An 18,090-nucleotide genomic window follows, 5' to 3' on the forward strand; every position below is an offset into this window, starting at 1 on the left:
CGTTATCGACACACTGTCCCGATGACCCACACAATCTCGGTCTCCGGCCCGGTGCTGACCAAGCAGTACACCTCTTGGTCCCGCAACGAACCCGCTCGAGAGTGGGCCGCCCTGACCCTCCTGTCCGAGGCAATCCCTGACCTGGTGCCCCACCCCATCTCCAGGACCCCTGCCCCGTCGCTGACCATGACCACGCTTCCCGGTCACCCCCTCGCCGCCCCTCTGCACCCTCCCCACCTGACAGCCCTGGGCGATGCGATCGAGACCCTCTGGTCCATCCCGTCCGACACCTTGCAACGGATCGATCTCGCCGCGCTCGTGGAACGCACCCGCACCGGTCTGATCACGCTGCAGGACGGAGACGGCGTGATTGCTCGTGCGGCTTCCGCCTGGCTCAACAGCGAGCCGGCCGACCTCACCGCCGTACACGAGCCTGTGGTCGCCCACGGCGACCCGAACCTCGCTAACTACCTCTGGGACGGCACCCGCGTCCGCATCGTCGACTTCGAAGATGCCGGCCAAGGGGACCGCGCCGTCGAGCTGGCCAACCTCGTCGAGCACTTGTCCGGCCGTGGCACCGACTGGACCCCACTGGTACGACGCTTCGCCCCGGACCCCGACCGCTTCCACGCGGCCCGGCGACTGTGGGCCGGCTTCTGGCTGACTCTGATCGCGCCGGGCGGACCCAGCGCCCACCGCAACCCACCTGGCACCGCAGAGGCTCAGGCGGGGCGGGTGCTCACGCTGGTAGCGGGAGGACCTCGAGGCGTTCCAGGTCGGCCAGGATGTCGATCTGAGTGATCTTGCCGTCGGTGACCGTGACCGCCATGACACCCAGAAGGCGGTCGTTGACCACGGTGATGACCCCGGGCACGCCATTGACCAACACCATCTGGTTGTACGGCGCCATCCGGCTGAACAGCAGCGCCTGCTCCACAACAGCCTTCGCGCCGCGCACCAGCTTCGACACCGCCGGCCCGGCGAACTCCGCGGTCGCCGCACCAGCGTCCGCGCGCAGTACTACGTCCGGGTCGAGCAACTCGAGCAGCGCCTCGAAGTCACCGCCACGCGACGCCGCCATGAACGCCTCGACGACCGCTCGCTGCCGACTGACGTCCCCGTCACTCGCAGGAGCGCCCTGGACCCTCCGCCGCGCCCGGCTGGCCAGCTGACGCGTCGCAGCGGGCGACTTGTCCACGATGGTCGCGATCTCGTCGAACCCGACGCCGAACATGTCGTGCAGCACGAACGCCAACCGCTCCGCCGGCGACAGCGTCTCCAGTACGACCAGCAGCGCCAGCCCGATCGCATCGGCGTGGACCACCTCGTCCTCCGGCCCCAGCTCGCCGATGATCGGGTCCGGCACGTACGTGTCCAGTGAGTCCTCGCGCCTCGACTTCCGGCTGCGCAGCAGGTCCAGACAGACCCGCGACACCACAGTGGTCAGCCAGCCCGCCAGATTGCCGACATCACTCACGTCAGTCCGGCTCAGCCGCAGCCATGCCTCCTGTACGGCATCCTCCGCCTCGGCGACCGACCCGAGCATCCGGTACGCGACCGCGCGCAAGTGCCCGCGGTTCTGCTCGAACTGCCGCGCCAGCTGCTCGTGGTCGTCCACCGGTGCCTTCTCCTGTCGCATCACTTCCCTGACGAATGGGAGCACCATGATGTGACAACGCGCCCGATCCGCTCATGATGGGGTCATGAGTCAGGTGCGTGGCGACTTGGTGTTCGAGGACGACTTTGATGCGTCGTCGCTCGACCGGTCCGCCTGGTCACCGCATTACCTGCCGCAGTGGAGTTCGCGCGCGGCATCGGCAGCGACGTACGAGCTGGGCGACTCGTGCTTGACGCTCAGCATCCCGGTCAGCCAGGGCCTGTGGTGCGAGGGCGACCATAAGCCCGACCTGCGCGTCTCCGGCATCCAGTCGGGCAACTACTCGGGCCCGGTGGGCAGCGTGGTCGGGCAACAGCCGTACCGCGAGGGGCTGGTCGTCCGGGAAGAGCAGGAGCCGTTCTGGGGCTGGACCCCGAACGGCGGGTACGTCGAACTCCGCGCCCGCGCCGATCTGAGTCCACGGTCGATGGTGTCGCTCTGGATGGTCGGACTGGAGGAGCAGCCGGAGCAGTGCGGCGAGATCTGCGTCATGGAGGTGTTCGGCGACGCTCTGGTACCGGGCCGGTCGGCAGACGTCGGTATGGGTCTGAAGACGATCCGCGACCCCGCCGTACCGCAGGACTTCGAGGCGGTCCGGCTGCCGATCGACGTGCGTCAGTTCCACACGTACTCGGTCGAGTGGACCGGTGGTGAGGCGACGTTCTTCGTGGACGGAGCTGCGATCCGCAGTTGTGAGGGCGCGCCGACGTACCCGGTGCAGTTGATGCTGGCCGTGTTCGACTTCCCACAACGGTCCGGTGACGAGCAGCACGTGCCCACGTTCGTCGTCGACTCCATCCGTGGATGGAACGTTGCGGAGGCTTTGGTGGCCTGACTAAGGTCGGTGTCATGTTCAAGCGCGCGAGTATGTGGTGGGCCGTCGACTGACGGCCTGACTCCGCGCGTACCCACCCGGCCGTCTCCTGCGAGGCGGCCGTTGTGATGTCTCCTCGTGGGCGGCCCAGCACCCTCGAGGACACCCGATGGCGACAACACTCCGGACCTGGTCCGGCCTGATCTCCGCGCTCCTGGCCGGCTCCGACCTGTCGTCGGCGGACACCGGCTGGGCGATGGACCAACTGGTGCTGGGCGACGCGTCACCGGCCCAGATCTCCGGGTTCCTGATCGCCTTGCGGGCCAAGGGCGAGACGCCTGACGAGCTGACCGGACTGGCCGACGTACTCCGTTCGCACGCGACGCCGGTGCGCATCCGCGGGCCGTTCGTGGACATCGTGGGGACGGGCGGCGACCGGACTGGTGCGGCGAACATCTCCACCATGGCTGCAGTCGTCGCCGCCGCTGCCGGTGTCACCGTCGTGAAGCACGGTGGGCGCGCCGCATCTTCGTCGGCCGGCGGCTCTGGTGATTTGGTGGAGCACTTGGGGGTGCCGCTCGACCTGTCTGCCTCAGAAGCTGCCGGCGTCGCGGCTGACGTCGGTCTGACCTATCTGTTCGCTCCACACTTCAACCCGGCGCTACGGCAGGTTGCGGTCGTACGGCGTGAGCTGGCCGTTCCCACCGCGTTCAATGTGCTCGCGCCGTTGCTCAATCCGGCAAACCCTGCACATCAGCTCGTGGGCGTCGCCAACGCGCAGATGCTGCCAGTGCTGGCGGGTGCGCTCGCCAAGCAGGGGAAGTCGGCGCTGGTGGCGCGCGGCGAGGACGGTCTCGACAAGCTGACCACTACTGGCTATTCACGGCTGTGGATAGTGCATGGCGGCTCGGCAACCGAAACCGTCTTCGATCCACGCTCATTCGGCCTCCGTCCGTCGACGCTGTCCGACCTGCAAGGCGGTGAGCCCGCATTCAACGCAAAGGCTCTACACGCCCTCGTCCAGGGAGCACCGGGTCCGCTGCGGGACGTCGTACTGCTCAACGCCGCGGCTGCCGTGGCCGCTCTCTCGCTGGGCACGGCACCGCTGCTCGACTTGCTGGCAGGTGCGTTGGAGCGCTGCCGTCGCGCCGTGGACACCGGCGAAGCCGCACGAGTCCTGGCGGCCTGGACCAGTCGGGCGCGACCTACTCGGCTACATAGTTGTTGATGGCATCGATGACCAGTTGTGGGTTGCGGAGGCTGGGGTAGTGGTCGGCGCCGGGCATCCAGGTGAAGCGGGCGCCGGGGATGCGGGCCGCGGCTGCACCGGCTGAGGCTGTGGCGATCGGGCGATCCCGGTCGCCGACCATCACCGTGGTGGATGCGTGGATCTCGTTCAGTCGGTCGTACACAGGCGGCTCGGCCTTGAGGTACATGCCCTGTTCGAACCAGGCTGGGGCGGCAGCGCGGAGCTGGTCGACCACAGCGTCGTCGACGACGGTCGCCGCCCAGACCGGTAGGCCGAACTGCACCAGGCCGTCCACGTCGCGGTTGGCGATCAGCTCGGCGTACTGCGCATCCAGGTCGGGCTCCTCAAGGACGGGAAAACCGCGGACGCTCGGGCAGAGCAGCACGAGGCCGTGGACCCGGTCCGGATGCGTGAGCGCAAAGCTGAGCGCAGTACCGCCGCCCATCGAGCAACCGACCAGGACGACCCGCTGCAGGTCCAGCTGCTCCAGCACGGTCACCAGGTCGTCCAGCAGCGAGAACTCCTCGGTCGGCAGCGAAGACCGTCCATAGCCGCGTACGTCGTAGCGGACCATGCGGCGTCCGCTGAGGCCGGCCACCACCGGGTCCCACACCCGGGAGTCGCCAGTGCCCGGATGCAGGAACACGATCGGCACGCCGTCCCCGGCCAGATGCTCGGTCCACAGGTCGTCTTGTCCAACCGGAATCCTTAGCTCCATCCCTTCAGCATGCCCGTGCGCCCGTACCAGTGCCGCCCGGCGCGCAGGTGCGACACGAACGCACGCTGCAGCGAGGTGTCCTGCGGAATGCTGTCCAGGTCCGGAGCGCCCTCGGGCACCGGCAAATGCAGCCCGAGCCGCATCAGCTCGCGATCGCCCTCAGCCGGGTCCTCTGGTGGCAGTAGCGGCAGCAGGTCGAATCGCTGCTGGAAACGGATGATGTTCGAGTCAGGCCGCAGGTACTCGGCCAACTGCGGATCCAGCAGCCACGAGTGGCACACGAACGCGTGGACCGGTTCCTCCGGATACCAGCGCTTGAACGACTCGACCGCAGTGGCGACAGACTCCTCCGACTCCCGTACGTCGAGTGGGCCGCTCGGTGGGATGTGAATCATCAGCAGATATCCGGAGACGCCGTCGCCCAGCCCCAGCTGGGCGCGGGTGAAGTCGTGCCGACCGATCTCGTAGTCAGCGCCACGGAACCGCAGCGGTGGACCCCAGAGCGGCATCAGTCCGACGCCAGGACGACCGAAGACGTGCCGGTGTGTCGCCATCACCCCACCTAGCGCGGAGACAGTCGCTCTGGTCACCGAATCCGGCACGCCCCGCTCTGCGTGCAGCTCCAGCAAGCGCGGCAGGTTGGCCAGCAGGGCCCAGGCGTTCGCGAACAGGCCGACCGCCGACGCGTCCTGCGGTACTGCGGGCCAGCCTCGGAAGCCTGTCGACGGCACCGCGAGCCCCATGTCCCGTTCGATCTCGCCGGCCAGTGCGGACGCGATAGCCCACCAGTCCGGGTCGTGCTCCGGATCCGGCCGCGCCGCGAGCATCAGCTCCCGATCGGCCGCCGGCACCCCGCAGTACTCGATCAACGCCTCAGCGTCCTCCGGCACCCGTAGTCCGTCGCCTACCTGCAGACCCTGGAATCGCGCTCGAGCCTGCTCCGAGAAGCCCAGCCGTTCCGCTGCACTCAGAACGTCCACAACCAGTTCCCTCCGCCGCGTTGTCAGTTCCTCGACCCCACCACGGGCCGCAGGTCTCGCGCACGACTTTTGTGTCCTAGGTCACCGCTACGCTCGCCCCAACCTCGACAGTTTGGGAGATGGCATGACGAAGTTCGGTCGGTCCGACGACTTGCAGGGAGCCGAGTTCGTGGAGGCGAACCTGCGCGGGGCTCGGTTCGTCGAGTCCGATCTGTCCCAGGTCGTGATGCGCGGCGTCGACATCCAAGCCGGCGACATCGACGCGCCATGGCTGGGCACGGAGGACGCCACCCTGACGATCAACGGCGTCGACGTCGTACCGTTCGTCGACGCGGAGCTCAACCGGCGTTTCCCCGGTCGCGAGAACCGGCGCGCGACGGCCCCGGACGGTCTGCGCGCAGCCTGGGCTCAGGTCGAGCAAGCATGGGCGGCCGCCCGCGAACGCGTCAACGCCATGCCGACCGGCACTGTCGACACCTCGGTGGACGGCGAGTGGTCGTTCGCGCAGACGGAGCGACACCTCATCCACGCCACGGACATCTGGTTCGGCCAGGCGATCATGGAGCTCGACGACCCGTTCCACCCGCTCGGTCTTAAGTACCTCGGCACGGACGACCCGGGAGCGGAGGCGCCGCCGTACGCCGATGTTCTCGAGGGCCGTGCCGGCCGCGTCGCCATGGTCCGCGACTTCATCGCCGCCACCACCCCGACCGAGCTCGACGCCCCGCGGAAGAACCCGCACAGCCCTGAGAACCCCGAGACCGTCCGCCACTGCCTGCACGTGATCATCGAAGAGGAATGGGAACACCTCCGCTTCGCCACTCGGGACCTGGACACCCTCGCGTCCCGCTGACCCGAGTGGTAGCTGACCTACGCGCTCGGCACCGCTAGCTGGAAGACCGACCAGCGATCCACCGGCTCGAAGCCGAGTGCTGCGTTGACCGCGCGCATGTGCGTGTTGTCCTCGGCGTTCCAGGCGTCGATGAAGACGAGCGCGGGCTCGTTCGCCCGTGTGTACGCGTGATTGGCCGACTTCACGGCCAGACCGAGACGCCGCCCGCGGTGCGCGGGCTCGACGATCGTGATCCGCTGCCGTGCGTGGGTGTCGTCCTCGGACTCGAACGACAGCTTGGTCCGCGCGACGACCTGTCCGGTCGCGTCATGCCGCGCAGCGGTCGAGTAGGAGCGGTAGCCACGTCGCAGCTCGTCCGCCTCCTGACGGCGTACTCGCGCGGCGTCATGCACCTGCTGCACGACCGCCAGGTCACCGGTCGGAGCGTCGAGCATCAGCCGGCTCTGCAACGCGGCGACGAGTAGCCGTCGGCGAGTGTCGCCGCGTCTCCTCCCGCGTGGTCGGCGATCTGGCACCGGGACCTGATGCTGGTCGCGCCAGGCCGATGAGAGCGGTTGGTGAGGTAGCGATACCCCGCCTCGTCACGAGCAACACCGCCCGGCAGCGCCCGAACCGCCTCGACCTCGATCAGTCCCCGCTCGTGCTGCCGGGCCACCGCATAGACCTCTTCCAGCAACCTGGTGCCGATGCCGCGACAGCGGTACTGCGGATGCACGACGAGGTCGAGGTACATCAGATTCTCCGACTGTGGCAGCTGGTACGACGCCGCACCGACAACCCGGCCGCCCTCCCAGGCAAGCAGCGCTGCGGCCAACGGATCCTCGAACCGGGCCAGGTGGTCCTGCCGGCTGGGCGTTGGGAAGTCGGGTACGTCGTACTGCGTGACCGCGACCGCCAGCTGGTACGACTGCTCCATCGCCGCGGCGTCCGCCGGATCCAGCTGCCTGATGGTCATGCCCGCATCGTCCGGCGGGCACAACCGATCAGCAATCGAATTTGGAAGCGCCTACCGCTCCCGGACCGTGTAGGTCAGGTGCGTCGTCCGCGGGCTGGGCTCCGCGCGGACGGGCTCGAGAGCCACGCGATCATCGTCCACGCCCTCGAACAGGCGGATCCCGCTGCCGAACAGCACGGGTGCGAGCGCGATCGTGAACTCGTCGATCAGGCCGGCGTTCAGGTACTCCAGGATCGTCGCGCCGCCGCCGGCGATGCGGACGTCCCGTTCCCCGGCCGCCTCGCGGGCCTGGTCGAGCGCCTTCTCGATGCCGTCGTTGACGAAGTGGAACGTGGTCCCGCCCGGCCGCTCCCAAGGGTCACGCGTCTCGTGCGTCACGACGAAGACCGGCGTGTGGAACGGCGCTTCCTCCGGCCAGGCCAGCGCGCCGCCGTCGAACATCCGCTTGCCCATCACGCTCGCACCAGTGCGCTCGTACGTCGCCCGGGCGATGTCGTTGTCGAGCCCTTCCTCGCCGCCCTCGCCGAGCTGGAGGTTCTCCCGGAAGAACCGCTGCGGGAAGATCCACGCCTGCAGCTCCGACCACTTCGACATCCAGCGCTGGACCCTCGGGTCGTTCTGCCCCTCGGGCGAGAACACATCCGCGACGGCCACCTCGTCCGGCGCCACGAAGCCGTCGAGCGACATCGTCACACTGAAGTACACCTTTCCGGCCATCAGTCCTCCGCTCCCTTCCGAACGATCTCGGCCACGTACGCAGCCAGGTTGCCGAGGGTCTGCTGACCGCCCTCGATCGCGTGGTACTTCTCGACCGCCTCGTCGCGCAGTTCCCTGGTGGGGAACACCGTGCGCATCTCAATCCGGGTCGCCGTCCCGTCCGGCTCGAACGTCAGCACCGAGTCGAAGGCGTTCGGGTCGTCGCGCGATTCACCGTGCAGCAGCGCGATCCGCTCCGGCGGGACGATCTCGGTCCAGGTGATCCACTCGGTGTAGTCCGTCCCGTCCGGCCCGTGCATCAGGAAGTCCCACTCGCCGCCGGCGCGGAACTCGAACGCCCGCGTGGTCGTGGTGAAGCCCTCCGGCCCCCACCACTGCGACAGGTGCCGGATCTCGGTGAACGCCTCGAACACCAGCTCCCGCGGTGCGTCGATGACCCGGGAGACGACGATCTCCCGATCGGCCGTCGCGGACTGCGCCGGCGTTCCCTGTCCTGTCGTGCTCATCAACTAGTCCTCCTGCCTTGCCTGCTTGAGGTCCTGCACATACGCGTCCAACCGGCCGAAGCTCTCGTTCCAGAACTGCTCGAACCCGCCGGTCCACTCGTGGACAGGCCGCAGCCCGCGGGCATCCAGGCCGTACAGCCGCTGCTTGCCCGCCTTCCGATCCCGCACCAGCCCGACCTCCCGAAGCACCCGCAGGTGTTTCGACGCCCCCGGCTGGGTCATCCCCAACTCCTCGGCCAACTCCGTCACCGGCCGCTCACCACCCCGCAGCAACACCAAGATCTCCCGCCGCTGCGGCTCCGCAATCGCATTGAACACATCCGACGTCGTCGCTGCCCGTGCCATGAACCCATCATATGCCCATATAGGCATGCGTCAAGCGCTAGTTGTTCCGCGCTTCGTCAGGTCGCCAGGCGGTTTCGTCGTGTACCTGATAGTGGATGACGACCGCGCCGCCGGTGGCGTAGTTGGCGACATCGGGGCTACCTCATATGGCCTTGCGGCCATGACCGGGAAGCGGTCACAGCCACGGCGTCAGCGAACTCGGCTTCGAAGACCGCGAAGTACGGCGTTTCTCCCTGCGTCCGTGCCACCTCCACGTCCACGCCGCGCTGACGCTGGCGACCGGCGCGACGTGGGTAGCCGACCATTCCCGGCGAGCGGGTGCACCGACAGGGGTCGAGCGTCGACGGCGAGTTCTGCTGTCTTCGACCCGGCACCGCGCGCCGGTCGAGCCGGCCGCGCGTACGGATTCGGGAAGACCCAGCGCCTGGACGACATCCGTGAGCGTCCGAGGGCAGCGGCTAGCGCCTCTTCCGCACCCCGCGAGCCCTAGTCGCTTCCCGCTTGGCGTTGGCGACCACCTTCTCCGGGCTGATCCCGATGGCGTCCATCCAGCGGGCCTCCATGCCGCGCACTCGCCCGGCGTCCAGCGCGGCATAGGCATGGCGCAGCTCTCGCCACGTGGTATGACCCGTGTTGCACTCGCGGCGCAACGCGGCCAGAAACTGCAGTTCGGCCCCCACCTGCGCGTCGGCCAGGGTCCGCCGCTTATTCTGCAGCAGTCTGATGTGCTGCAGAGAATCCCGTAACGACTCAGGCAGGCTCAAGCCGGGGTCCGAGAGTCTCGTGCTCTGATGGTAACGGGTGCTGAGAGTAGTCACATTGACCTCGGGATTCGCATACTTCCTGCACGCAAGGGGGGCGGCCGAGGTCCAGAGTCGTTGACCTTACATCCTACGCCGGAACCACCGCCCCCGCTACACCCGCCGGGCCCGGCCTCGAGGCCGTCAAGCATCTGCATGTACAGCATCTCGACGCGGGCGTGGTGGCGAGCTCCCGGCCCGGCTTGACCCACGCACCCGACGATGAGCCCGCCGAGCGCGACAGCGTAGCTGCGACCTTCCTTGATCAGCTCAACCGCAACGCTCACCGTGGACCTCCATCCGCAGCTGCCTGCAGTTCTACTCGGATGATGATGACTGGCCAGCTCCTCAGGGGAAAGCGTGGCGGAACAGGGCGCCCCCGACGTACCGAACTCCGGCAGGCACGACCCTGGTTGGACTGATCAGCTGACGGCCCGGTTTGGTTCTACGATTTCGGGACGGTGTGCGGCGGAGGAGGAGAGCGTGCTCGACCCGGTGGTGGAGGCGGCGGAAGGCAGTGTGCTGGTGCACACCGACACCTCGACGGGCATGACGGTGCACTGGGGCGACGGTCGGATGAGGATCGACAGTGGCGGGTTCAAGACGTTCGGCGACGGCGTCGGGAGCGGATCGCGATTGTCGCCGTACCTCGAAGGTCCGCCGCATCGCTTCGGCGGGTTCCGCGACGCTGCTGGGGATCGCGTGGGCGCGGCTGAGGTGGTGATGTTCGAGGACGTCAGCGCCGATCGGCCGGCAGATCCGGCAGACACGGTGCGGTTCGGCTACGCCTTCAACCCAGAGCTCGCCGGTCCCAAGGAGATGGACCGACTACCGGCGTACCCCGAAACCAAGGGCCCTCGACCCGGGAATCTCCTGGTGGTGCAGGCGGTGCTGCCGAAGCCGGTGGCCGACCGTCTGATGACGATGATCGAGGACGATCCGCTGGTGGCTCGCGAGGTCGCGGAGCGGCTGGTCCTCGAACGGGGTGGCCTCGATCGCGCCTTCTGGGAGCAGGGGACGCCGCCGTACGACCATCGGGTCAAGCCGCCGTACGAGGATCTGCCGGAGACGCACCGGATCCACCTCATCGTCCCTGGCGCGGACGGCGTCGTGACGGCTCAGCCGCTGACTTGGCGGGCTGAGCGTACGGGCGAAACCCCCGGACGAGACGCCGTCGAGAAGTTCACCCAGCAAGCGGGATCCTTCGCGGCCGTCGACGGCAGGTCGCAGGGCACCGGAGCGAGACCGCGCACTGCCGGGACTCGCGATGTCCACGGGACCGCCCGCGGAGATTAACAGCATTGCGGGTATGGCGGACAGCGTCCGCCGGACACCTGACTCCGGAGCCAGGAAAGCACGTTGTCGCAGGTCACGAGCGATCGATGCCCCACGTGAGCGGAGGGTGTGGGATTCGAACCCACGATGACGGTCACCCGCCATACCGGTTTTCAAGACCAGCGCACTCGGCCACTATGCGAACCCTCCCGGCGGTTGCCGCCGAGGGTCGAGGATAGCGCAGGTGGGGTGAGGTAATCGGAGTGCGGCGGTGCGAGGCCGCCGGTAGGGTCTGGAGTCTCATGCGTTCGCTTGGCGCGGTTGCGTTCCCGGTTGAGCTCGGGTCGGACTTCCGGAAGATCTGGCCGGCGGCGCTCATCTCCAATCTCGGCGACGGCGCCATGCTGGCCGCCGGGCCGTTGCTTGTTGCCTCGATTACCAAGGAGCCCGCGGCGGTGGGGGCTGCGGCGTTCGTCCAGCAGCTGCCGTGGTTGCTGTTCGCGTTGTTCAGTGGCGTGCTCGTCGATCGACTCGATCGCAGGTTGATGATTGTTGCCGCTGACACCTTTCGCGCGGTTGTCCTGGTCGTGCTGGGTGTCGCCGTACTGCTCGGCACCTCGCCGCTCTGGGCGATCTACCTCGCCTTGTTCCTGCTTGGTACGGCGGAAACCCTGGCAGATAACGCATCCGGCGCGTTGCTCGTCAGCGCCGTACCGAAGGATCACCTCGGCAAGGCCAACTCACGGCTGTTCGCCAGCGCCACCATCCAACAGCTCGGCGGGCCTCCGCTTGGCGCGCTGTTGTTCGCGGCGGGCGCCGGCATTCCGCTGTTCTTCGATGCGGTCACCTTCGCCGCCGCAGCGGCTCTGATCGTGCGCGTCGCCGTACGTCCACCGCTTCCCGACCGCTCCACGCGCGGAGCGCTCTGGCAGGAGGTTCACGAAGGAGTCCGCTGGCTCTGGCAGCACTCCGGCGTACGGACGCTCGCACTGTCGATCCTGGTCATGAACATCACCTTCTGTGCAGCCTTTGCGACCTGGGTGCTCTTCGCTCGCGAGCGGCTCGGTCTGACGGAGACACAGTTCGGCCTGCTCATAGCTGTCGGCGCGGTCGGTGGCGTGCTCGGCATGCCGACGTACCACTTCCTGGAGCCTCGCGTCGGCTCGGTGACTCTGCTCCGTGCCGGCCTGGTCATCGAAACGACGGTCCACCTGGTCCTGGCGCTCACCAGGAACCCGTGGGTCGCCGGCGTCACTATGGCCGTGTTCGGCGTCCACGCCGTGGTGTGGGGCATCGTCTCGACCACGACACGTCAGCTCGTGACTCCGGATGCGTTGATGGGCAGGGTGAACAGCGTCTACCTGCTGGCCTCGGTCGGCGGTGCTGCGATCGGTTCGGCGCTCGGCGGCGTACTGGCGCAGCAGTTCGGGCTGGCTGCTCCGTTCGCGATCGCCTTCGTGGCCATGGTGTTCATGACAGCAATCGCATGGCGTCCGCTCCGGCATATCTCCGTACGGCGGGTGTCTGCAGCAGACTGAAATCGGATGGTACGGCCGGACAGCGCTTGCTAAGGTTCGCCAGCCGCCGAGATGACCGATGGGAGCGCTCCGCCATGCCCGCAGCCACGTCACTCGGCCTCCCGAACGTCCGTGGCCGAGTACCGCTGCTGGCCGGCCTCGCGATCGACTCGTTCGGCGGCGGCTGCGCGGGGCCGCTCCTGCTGCTGTTCTTCAACAAGGTCGCCGGCATCCAGCTCGGCACGGCCGGATTGATGCTGACCATCGCGACGCTGTTCTCCATCGCCGCACCCGCCGCGGTGGGAGTGGTGATCGATCGAGTCGGACCGCGCAACATCGTCGTGGCCGCGCAGTTCGCCCAGGGGCTGGCGTTCACCGGGTTCTTCTTCGGGCGATCGATCTGGGTGCTGTTCCTGTGCTCGCTGGTGACGACAACCGGGCAGCGGGTGTTCTGGTCGGCGATCTTCAGTCTGCTTGCCGACGTCGCCGACGAGGGCGAGCGGGACAAGTGGTTCGGGCTGGGCGGGATGATGCAAGCCGGCGGTCTGGCGCTCGGCGCTCTGGTAGCGGGCTGGCTGCTGGCCATCGGTGGCGACATAGCGTTCCTTGTCGCGATGGCAGTGAACGCGGTGTCGTTCTACGTCGCCGGTCTGCTCCTGCTACGGCTGCACCCCTCACACCACGAGCGTGCCAACCAGGACAGCGGGCCGGCTCCGCTACTCCGCGAGGACAAGACGTTCCTGGTACTGATCGGCGCGAACACGTTGCTCGCGCTCTGCACGATGATGCTCGGCGTCGGCGTACCCGTGTATGTCACTGAGGCACTGACCGTGCCGAAGTGGCTGGTCGGTGTGCTGATTGCAGCGACATCTGTCGTACTGGCGACCGGTCAGACGCTGGTGGTGCGGCACACCGAGCGGAGGCGTCGTACGAACGTCATGGTGGTCGCTGGGATCACCTACGCAGTGTGGGCGGTGCTGATGGCACTGCAGCTCCACATTGCGGCGGGGTGGGTCGTGCCGGTGCTAGTGCTCGCGACTGCTTGCTATGCGTTCGCCGACGTACTGCATGCGGCGACCAACAACGCCCTGTCGGCCGCGGTCTCGCCTGTGGTTGGACGCGGGAAGTACCTGTCGTACTGGCAGTACTCGTTCGCGTTCTCGAGCGTGCTGGCGCCGGGGTTCTTCGCGCAGCTCTTCGAGGTCCATCACGAGCTGCCGTGGCTGGTGCTGGCCGGGCTGGCGCTGGTGGCGAGCCTGACGATCTATGTGCTTGCGCGAGTCGCGCCGCGGCTCAGTTCCGCGCGCATCTGAGTCGCCCACTCGATCCGAAACTGGTTGACAGCCGGACGGGCCGACCGGTCCGATGGGGCTCGTGAGTCACCGCAAGGTCTACGCCGATCAGGCCGAGATCGACACACCGCTCGTCCGCGAACTGGTGGCCGCTCAGTTCCCGCAGTGGGCCGGGTTGCCGCTGGAGCCGGTCGACTCCAGCGGATTGGTGAACGCGATCTACCGCCTCGGTTCCGACCTGTCCGTACGGCTGCCGCTCCGGCCCTCGAGCATCGACGCAATCCGACGGGAGCAGGCAAAACTCGCGACACTCGCGCCGTTCCTGCCTGTCGCCATCCCCTCTGTCGAGGCGATCGGCTCACCCACCGACGCGTACCCGGGCGAGTGGTCCGTCCACCGCTGGCTCACCGGTCGGCACCCCTCCCCCGACGCGCTCGCCGACCCACGCGGGCTGGCGACGGACCTCGCAGCGTTCGTCGACGCGTTCCGGCGGATCGACCTGCCGGACCGGCCGCCGGCGTATCCGGGCGAGCGCCGCACGCGCGCTCCTATGGTCGAGCTGGACTCCTCGACGCGGAAGGCGATCGGCGAGCTGGACGGCCTGATCGACACCCGTGCAGCGCTGGCGTCGTGGGAGGAGTCGCTCGCGGCGCCGTACGACGGGCGCGAGGTGTGGGTGCACTCGGACCTGACGCCGGGCAACCTGCTCGTGTCGGCGGAGGGCCGGCTGACCGCGGTACTCGACTTCGAGACATGCGGTGTCGGCGATCCGGCGTGCGACCTGTTCCCCGTGTGGCACCTCTTGCCCGCTGAAGTGCGCGACGAGTTCCGTGCGGCGTTGGACGTGGACGACGCGACGTGGCTCCGCGGACGTGGGCGCGTGCTGTCCCAGGCCCTGATCGTGTGGTCGCACCAGAAGGACACCAACCCGGCGATCGCGAACTACGCGCGGCACGTCATCGGCGAGGTGCTCGCACCTCCTCGATAAGGTCTCTGAGCTGGCGGTCGACGCGCCAACTCCCGAATCTCCGAGCCCGATAGACGCTCCACCAGCTTGGTCAGCCGCGGGAGCCTGACCAAGCTCGTCGAGGACACCCAACCGGCGTCCGGCGTGACTAACCTCGGCAACGGCCGACCTCCCGGACAACGCCCAAGACCGGCTGAACGTCACCGATGTCCTGACACACCAACCGTCACCGATGTCTTGATACAGAACTGTCACCCATGTCCTGAGACATCACATGATCACTGCCAGAACGTATGCGATGCCGGCCCGGAGCAGCTTGGATCATCCACGTCGACCTGGAGAACCCCCCACGAAGCCTGCGCTGCCGTCCTGGCCCAAGCCGGCGACGTCGTGGTCATCGCCCCAGCTGAACTCTCCACGATGGTTCGCGAAGTCGCACGTACGATCGCGGACGGTTAGGTGCACGCGGCCATGGACACGGCGCGTTATCTGCGTGATGGTGAAATGTGGCGGGCGACCAATTCGTCCCTGCCGAATGGGGGAAAACCGTGCTGAAGAATCAACGACTCATGTTCCTGTTCGCCTTGGTGATGAGCGTACTGATAGCGCTCCCTGTGAATGCGCAAGCCGCGACGAATCAACTCTCCGGGGACGCGGTGTATGACGCGGTCCAGTGCCCTGCCCCGCCCACGGGGTACGAGGAATTCGTCAGCTACCCAGGGCTCGACATAACTGGCAGCCTGGACGGCTGCTGGTACACCAGAGTCGACTCCGCCCATCAGACGCCGAGCGGCGCATACCTGGAGACCGGTGCGGAGGTCTTCGTCGGCAGACTCAACGGTGGTCCCGAGGGAACATTCGCCACCACATACAAGTTCGAAGCCAAATTCGAACCCGATGGCGCGGAGATTCGCGGGCGTTGTCAACACCCGATCGTGGCAGGCAGTGGCACTGGCGGTTTCGCCGGCGCCACCGGCCGTCTCGACTTCAAGGACATCATCGGAGAACCAGTCACCTACGTTTACCGGGGTCATATCACGCTGACGTAATTCGGCAGCGAATCATCGACGTACTGCCAGAGTCTTGCCACCTTCTCGGTCTGGTTCTGCACGTTGAGTGCGTCCACCTGGATCCGATGGTCGGCGTCCGGGGGATTCGCCGCATCCGCCTCGTGGAGCATTCGGAACTTATCAGTCAGCCAAACCTTGCGGGACGCGGCACGCATCAGACCCATGACCGCGAACAGGGCGCTGCCTCAACCCACAGACCCGATGGCCACACCGTGTAGGCAGCGAGCGTGGCTTTGCTCGTGGCGGGCATGCCGATCCAGGTCTCTCGATAGCTCAGGCCGGCCGGGAAACTGTCCGGCGCGTTGTCCGAGGTGCCCGTGTCGCCGCCGATCGCTGACCTGTCAGAATGCGTTGCGTTGTGTCGAACATCTGTTCTAATGTTGGCCTCAGTTCGCGGTTCTCCACCCGGATTGTCCGATGGACCGAGCCTCCCACCTCTGATGTGGACGGGCCGGAGGACACCGCCGCCCGGGGTTGTGAGGACCCGGGCTGTGGAGAGTCCGCAGGTTCGCAGGGTTCGCAGACGACACTGGTACAGCTGGAGCGAGGTGGTCACGCAACGAAAGGACAGCGACAGATGCTGCTCGAACACCGCGGCCGACGACCGGTCGTGCCCGAATCCGCGTACGTCGCACCATCGGCCGTGCTCTGCGGCGCCGTCGTCCTTGGCGAAGGCAGCAGAGTCCTGCACGGTGCTGTGCTGACCGCGGAGAACGGCGAGGTCAGACTCGGCGAGAACAGTGTGGTGATGGAGAACGCCCTGGTGCGCGGCCGGGCCGACCATCCCGCTCTGATCGGCGACGCGGTCCTGGTAGGTCCCCATGCACACGTGAACGGCGCCACGGTCGAGAACGAGGTCTTCATCGCCACGGGCGCCGCGTTGTTCCCCGGTTCCGTCGCCGGCACAGGCGCAGAACTCCGGATCAACAGCGTGCTGCACGTGAACTCGCACCTGGAGGCAGGCACGATCCTCCCGATCGGCTGGATCGCGGCCGGCAATCCGGCACAGCTCTTCTCCCCCGACCGGCATGAGGAGCTGTGGCAGGTCCAGCGCGAGATGGACTTCCCGGGCACGGTGTACGGCGTCCCTCGTGGCACACCTCTGCGCGAGATCATGGCCCGCCAATCCGCCTTCTACGGTGCGCACCTCGAGGATCGCCTCATCGACCCAACCTGAACCAGCCCGTCTGGCGGTTCAGGCGGTGGTGAGGGTGTGGAGTTCGAAGCGGCGGATCTGCGCAGGGGAGGTTCCTGCGCAGGTCAGGCGGGCGTCGATGGTGTCGAGGTGAGCTGAGACCTCGACGGTGATCGATCCGCTCGGAGTTGCGTTCGGCGGCGTCGCGGGGTCCGTCGTTTTGAGGAGGATTCGGTAGTGGTGGTTTGGGAGTTGTTCGACGGACTGCGGTAGGAGGTTGTCGACGGTTGGTGAGTGACCGGCTTCTCGGGCGAAATGCTGGGCGGCTTGGACGGGCGGGGTGAACGCACCTGATCCACGGAGGAGATCGGGTACGACGAGGCCCTTGTCGTATTGGCTGGCGAGTTCGACGGCGCGGCTCGGTGGGACGTGGCCGTAGAACAGCCCGTGCGGGAGTACGACGACGTTCGCCGCGAAGCGATCGCCGCCGATGTGGCTGCATTCCCAGGTGCGCTCCGGGTACGCCGCCGCGAGCGCCGCAGCGACCGGGCGACCTCGCACGGCGCAACACGCGTCGTGACGCCCGTGCGTGCAGACGAGGTAGACCGGCTCGGTGCTGACCGTGCCTGCAACCTTGCCGGCAAGCACGTCGAGCAGGTGCTCATCCGTCGGCAACGGTCCCCAACGAACTTCTTCACGCCCCGGCCGACAGTCCACCAACCCCCACCGCCGCCCCCGCGTCCGATCCACCCGCCCATACCGCCGAACCAACACCGGCCGAATCCCCACCTCCCGACACAACCGCGCAACCGCGTCGGCGAGGGTGCGTTCGAGGGCGGTGAGGGCCTGGCGTGGCCAGGCGGTGTGGGATTCGATGAGGAGCCAGCGTTGTGCGGGCGGGGCGGTCGCTGTCAGCGAGTCGTGCCGGAGGTCAGCTCGGGCCGCGCAGCCCGTTTCCGGTCGGTACCGAGCGTCCCCGTCGTCCACGACACCTCACAATTCCACACCACCCCAAACCACCTTCAACCAGTCACTCCACGAACCTCAATTGCCGACTACCACCTCGCCAGCTCAGTTCTTGGTTGCCACGGCGACGCCTCAGTTCGCAGTGCCGACACGACGACTCACCCGCCGGTTGCCACCTCGGCGACTGATCTGTCAGCTGCCCACCGCGACGGCTGGGTTCGTTAGTTGCTGCCAAGACGGCTCAGTTCTCGATCGCCGGAACGGCGGCTCAGTT

21 protein-coding genes and 1 tRNA gene are annotated in these 18,090 nt (G+C 67.5%); 10 read left to right on the forward strand and 12 right to left on the reverse strand.

The genetic code is table 11. The features are described 5' to 3' along the window. Window positions 1–21: 21 nt before the first annotated feature. The gene (locus tag EV653_RS25790) at window positions 22–801 is read left to right on the forward strand and encodes a phosphotransferase (RefSeq protein ID WP_134106243.1); all 780 of its coding nucleotides are present in this window, start codon (window positions 22–24) and stop codon (window positions 799–801) included. Here EV653_RS25790 and sigJ read toward each other — a convergent pair. Then, window positions 740–1,618, reverse strand: a complete 879-nt coding sequence (sigJ, locus tag EV653_RS25795) for an RNA polymerase sigma factor SigJ (RefSeq protein ID WP_134106808.1) — start codon at window positions 1,616–1,618, stop codon at window positions 740–742. The two genes, EV653_RS25790 and sigJ, sit on opposite strands and share 62 nt — an antisense overlap. Before the next feature lie 85 nt (window positions 1,619–1,703). Between sigJ and EV653_RS25800 the strand changes: the two genes are divergently transcribed. Next, on the forward strand, window positions 1,704–2,492 hold the full coding sequence (locus EV653_RS25800; RefSeq protein ID WP_134106244.1) for a glycoside hydrolase family 16 protein: 789 nt from the start codon (window positions 1,704–1,706) through the stop codon (window positions 2,490–2,492). A gap of 148 nt (window positions 2,493–2,640) precedes the next feature. Next, window positions 2,641–3,699, forward strand: a complete 1,059-nt coding sequence (gene trpD, locus EV653_RS25805) for an anthranilate phosphoribosyltransferase (RefSeq protein WP_134106245.1) — start codon at window positions 2,641–2,643, stop codon at window positions 3,697–3,699. Here the strand turns inward: trpD and EV653_RS25810 are convergent. Together EV653_RS25810 and EV653_RS25815 are read right to left on the reverse strand one after the other, a co-directional pair. After that, window positions 3,677–4,438: an alpha/beta fold hydrolase gene (locus EV653_RS25810; RefSeq protein WP_134106246.1), complete on the reverse strand. Its 762-nt coding sequence runs from the start codon at window positions 4,436–4,438 to the stop codon at window positions 3,677–3,679. The two genes, trpD and EV653_RS25810, sit on opposite strands and share 23 nt — an antisense overlap. Then, window positions 4,429–5,418, reverse strand: coding sequence for an acyltransferase domain-containing protein (locus EV653_RS25815; RefSeq protein WP_134106247.1), 990 nt, complete (start codon window positions 5,416–5,418; stop codon window positions 4,429–4,431). The genes EV653_RS25810 and EV653_RS25815 overlap by 10 nt, the downstream gene beginning before the upstream one ends. A gap of 124 nt (window positions 5,419–5,542) precedes the next feature. Here EV653_RS25815 and EV653_RS25820 point away from each other — a divergent pair, with 124 nt between their 5' ends. Further along, the gene (locus tag EV653_RS25820) at window positions 5,543–6,271 is read left to right on the forward strand and encodes a DinB family protein (protein WP_134106248.1); all 729 of its coding nucleotides are present in this window, start codon (window positions 5,543–5,545) and stop codon (window positions 6,269–6,271) included. A 17-nt stretch (window positions 6,272–6,288) separates the two neighbouring features. Here the strand turns inward: EV653_RS25820 and EV653_RS25825 are convergent, their stop codons facing one another. From EV653_RS25825 to EV653_RS25855, 6 genes are all read right to left on the reverse strand, one after another. After that, complete coding sequence (locus tag EV653_RS25825; RefSeq protein WP_134106249.1) at window positions 6,289–6,705, reverse strand: hypothetical protein; 417 nt, start codon at window positions 6,703–6,705, stop codon at window positions 6,289–6,291. Continuing rightward, window positions 6,705–7,226 carry a GNAT family N-acetyltransferase gene (locus tag EV653_RS25830; protein ID WP_134106250.1) on the reverse strand — a complete coding sequence of 174 codons (522 nt, stop codon included), beginning with the start codon at window positions 7,224–7,226 and terminating at the stop codon, window positions 6,705–6,707. The genes EV653_RS25825 and EV653_RS25830 overlap by 1 nt, the downstream gene beginning before the upstream one ends. Before the next feature lie 51 nt (window positions 7,227–7,277). Further along, window positions 7,278–7,943 carry a dihydrofolate reductase family protein gene (locus EV653_RS25835; protein ID WP_134106251.1) on the reverse strand — a complete coding sequence of 222 codons (666 nt, stop codon included), beginning with the start codon at window positions 7,941–7,943 and terminating at the stop codon, window positions 7,278–7,280. Then, window positions 7,943–8,449 (reverse strand): SRPBCC family protein, encoded by a 507-nt coding sequence (locus EV653_RS25840; RefSeq protein WP_134106252.1) that lies wholly within the window; start codon window positions 8,447–8,449, stop codon window positions 7,943–7,945. Before EV653_RS25840 ends, EV653_RS25835 begins: the two co-directional genes overlap by 1 nt. Window positions 8,450–8,452: 3 nt before the next feature. After that, on the reverse strand, window positions 8,453–8,794 hold the full coding sequence (locus tag EV653_RS25845) for an ArsR/SmtB family transcription factor (RefSeq protein WP_134106253.1): 342 nt from the start codon (window positions 8,792–8,794) through the stop codon (window positions 8,453–8,455). A gap of 458 nt (window positions 8,795–9,252) precedes the next feature. Beyond that, window positions 9,253–9,558 (reverse strand): hypothetical protein, encoded by a 306-nt coding sequence (locus EV653_RS25855; RefSeq protein ID WP_134106254.1) that lies wholly within the window; start codon window positions 9,556–9,558, stop codon window positions 9,253–9,255. 519 nt (window positions 9,559–10,077) lie between these two features. Here EV653_RS25855 and EV653_RS25860 point away from each other — a divergent pair. After that, window positions 10,078–10,890 carry a hypothetical protein gene (locus tag EV653_RS25860; protein WP_134106255.1) on the forward strand — a complete coding sequence of 271 codons (813 nt, stop codon included), beginning with the start codon at window positions 10,078–10,080 and terminating at the stop codon, window positions 10,888–10,890. Between the two features lie 100 nt (window positions 10,891–10,990). On the opposite strand, the gene EV653_RS25865 is transcribed toward EV653_RS25860, so the two are convergent. Then, a tRNA-Ser gene (locus tag EV653_RS25865) sits at window positions 10,991–11,079 on the reverse strand. Window positions 11,080–11,171: 92 nt separating this feature from the next. Here EV653_RS25865 and EV653_RS25870 point away from each other — a divergent pair. The 4 genes from EV653_RS25870 to EV653_RS25885 all read left to right on the forward strand — a co-directional run bounded on the left by EV653_RS25870 (window position 11,172) and on the right by EV653_RS25885 (window position 15,694). Then, window positions 11,172–12,407, forward strand: coding sequence for an MFS transporter (locus tag EV653_RS25870; RefSeq protein ID WP_134106256.1), 1,236 nt, complete (start codon window positions 11,172–11,174; stop codon window positions 12,405–12,407). 74 nt (window positions 12,408–12,481) lie between these two features. After that, a complete protein-coding gene (locus EV653_RS25875) occupies window positions 12,482–13,699 on the forward strand; it encodes an MFS transporter (RefSeq protein ID WP_134106257.1) in 1,218 nt (405 codons plus the stop codon). 52 nt (window positions 13,700–13,751) lie between these two features. Next, on the forward strand, window positions 13,752–14,666 hold the full coding sequence (locus EV653_RS25880) for an aminoglycoside phosphotransferase family protein (protein WP_238160078.1): 915 nt from the start codon (window positions 13,752–13,754) through the stop codon (window positions 14,664–14,666). Window positions 14,667–15,151: 485 nt separating this feature from the next. Continuing rightward, the gene (locus EV653_RS25885; RefSeq protein WP_134106259.1) at window positions 15,152–15,694 is read left to right on the forward strand and encodes a DUF3224 domain-containing protein; all 543 of its coding nucleotides are present in this window, start codon (window positions 15,152–15,154) and stop codon (window positions 15,692–15,694) included. Here the strand turns inward: EV653_RS25885 and EV653_RS25890 are convergent. Further along, window positions 15,676–15,879, reverse strand: a complete 204-nt coding sequence (locus EV653_RS25890) for a hypothetical protein (RefSeq protein WP_134106260.1) — start codon at window positions 15,877–15,879, stop codon at window positions 15,676–15,678. The two genes, EV653_RS25885 and EV653_RS25890, sit on opposite strands and share 19 nt — an antisense overlap. A gap of 413 nt (window positions 15,880–16,292) precedes the next feature. Here EV653_RS25890 and EV653_RS25895 point away from each other — a divergent pair, with 413 nt between their 5' ends. After that, complete coding sequence (locus tag EV653_RS25895; protein WP_134106261.1) at window positions 16,293–16,892, forward strand: gamma carbonic anhydrase family protein; 600 nt, start codon at window positions 16,293–16,295, stop codon at window positions 16,890–16,892. Window positions 16,893–16,910: 18 nt separating this feature from the next. On the opposite strand, the gene EV653_RS25900 is transcribed toward EV653_RS25895, so the two are convergent. Further along, window positions 16,911–17,837 (reverse strand): sucrase ferredoxin, encoded by a 927-nt coding sequence (locus EV653_RS25900; RefSeq protein ID WP_134106262.1) that lies wholly within the window; start codon window positions 17,835–17,837, stop codon window positions 16,911–16,913. Between the last annotated feature and the right edge of the window lie 253 nt (window positions 17,838–18,090).

The sequence above is a fragment of the Kribbella pratensis genome (assembly GCF_004365355.1).
Lineage (GTDB): Bacteria > Actinomycetota > Actinomycetes > Propionibacteriales > Kribbellaceae > Kribbella.

Coding starts and splice junctions, on each gene's coding strand:
- EV653_RS25890 (WP_134106260.1), bottom strand. CDS start 15,879: ATGGGTCTGATGCGTGCCGCGTCCCGCAAGGTTTGGCTGACTGATAAG.
- EV653_RS25835 (WP_134106251.1), bottom strand. CDS start 7,943: ATGGCCGGAAAGGTGTACTTCAGTGTGACGATGTCGCTCGACGGCTTC.
- EV653_RS25820 (WP_134106248.1), top strand. CDS start 5,543: ATGACGAAGTTCGGTCGGTCCGACGACTTGCAGGGAGCCGAGTTCGTG.
- EV653_RS25845 (WP_134106253.1), bottom strand. CDS start 8,794: ATGGCACGGGCAGCGACGACGTCGGATGTGTTCAATGCGATTGCGGAG.
- EV653_RS25800 (WP_134106244.1), top strand. CDS start 1,704: ATGAGTCAGGTGCGTGGCGACTTGGTGTTCGAGGACGACTTTGATGCG.
- EV653_RS25810 (WP_134106246.1), bottom strand. CDS start 4,438: ATGGAGCTAAGGATTCCGGTTGGACAAGACGACCTGTGGACCGAGCAT.
- EV653_RS25840 (WP_134106252.1), bottom strand. CDS start 8,449: ATGAGCACGACAGGACAGGGAACGCCGGCGCAGTCCGCGACGGCCGAT.
- trpD (WP_134106245.1), top strand. CDS start 2,641: ATGGCGACAACACTCCGGACCTGGTCCGGCCTGATCTCCGCGCTCCTG.
- EV653_RS25875 (WP_134106257.1), top strand. CDS start 12,482: ATGCCCGCAGCCACGTCACTCGGCCTCCCGAACGTCCGTGGCCGAGTA.
- EV653_RS25895 (WP_134106261.1), top strand. CDS start 16,293: ATGCTGCTCGAACACCGCGGCCGACGACCGGTCGTGCCCGAATCCGCG.
- EV653_RS25830 (WP_134106250.1), bottom strand. CDS start 7,226: ATGACCATCAGGCAGCTGGATCCGGCGGACGCCGCGGCGATGGAGCAG.
- EV653_RS25880 (WP_238160078.1), top strand. CDS start 13,752: ATGGGGCTCGTGAGTCACCGCAAGGTCTACGCCGATCAGGCCGAGATC.
- EV653_RS25825 (WP_134106249.1), bottom strand. CDS start 6,705: ATGCTCGACGCTCCGACCGGTGACCTGGCGGTCGTGCAGCAGGTGCAT.
- EV653_RS25870 (WP_134106256.1), top strand. CDS start 11,172: ATGCGTTCGCTTGGCGCGGTTGCGTTCCCGGTTGAGCTCGGGTCGGAC.
- EV653_RS25790 (WP_134106243.1), top strand. CDS start 22: ATGACCCACACAATCTCGGTCTCCGGCCCGGTGCTGACCAAGCAGTAC.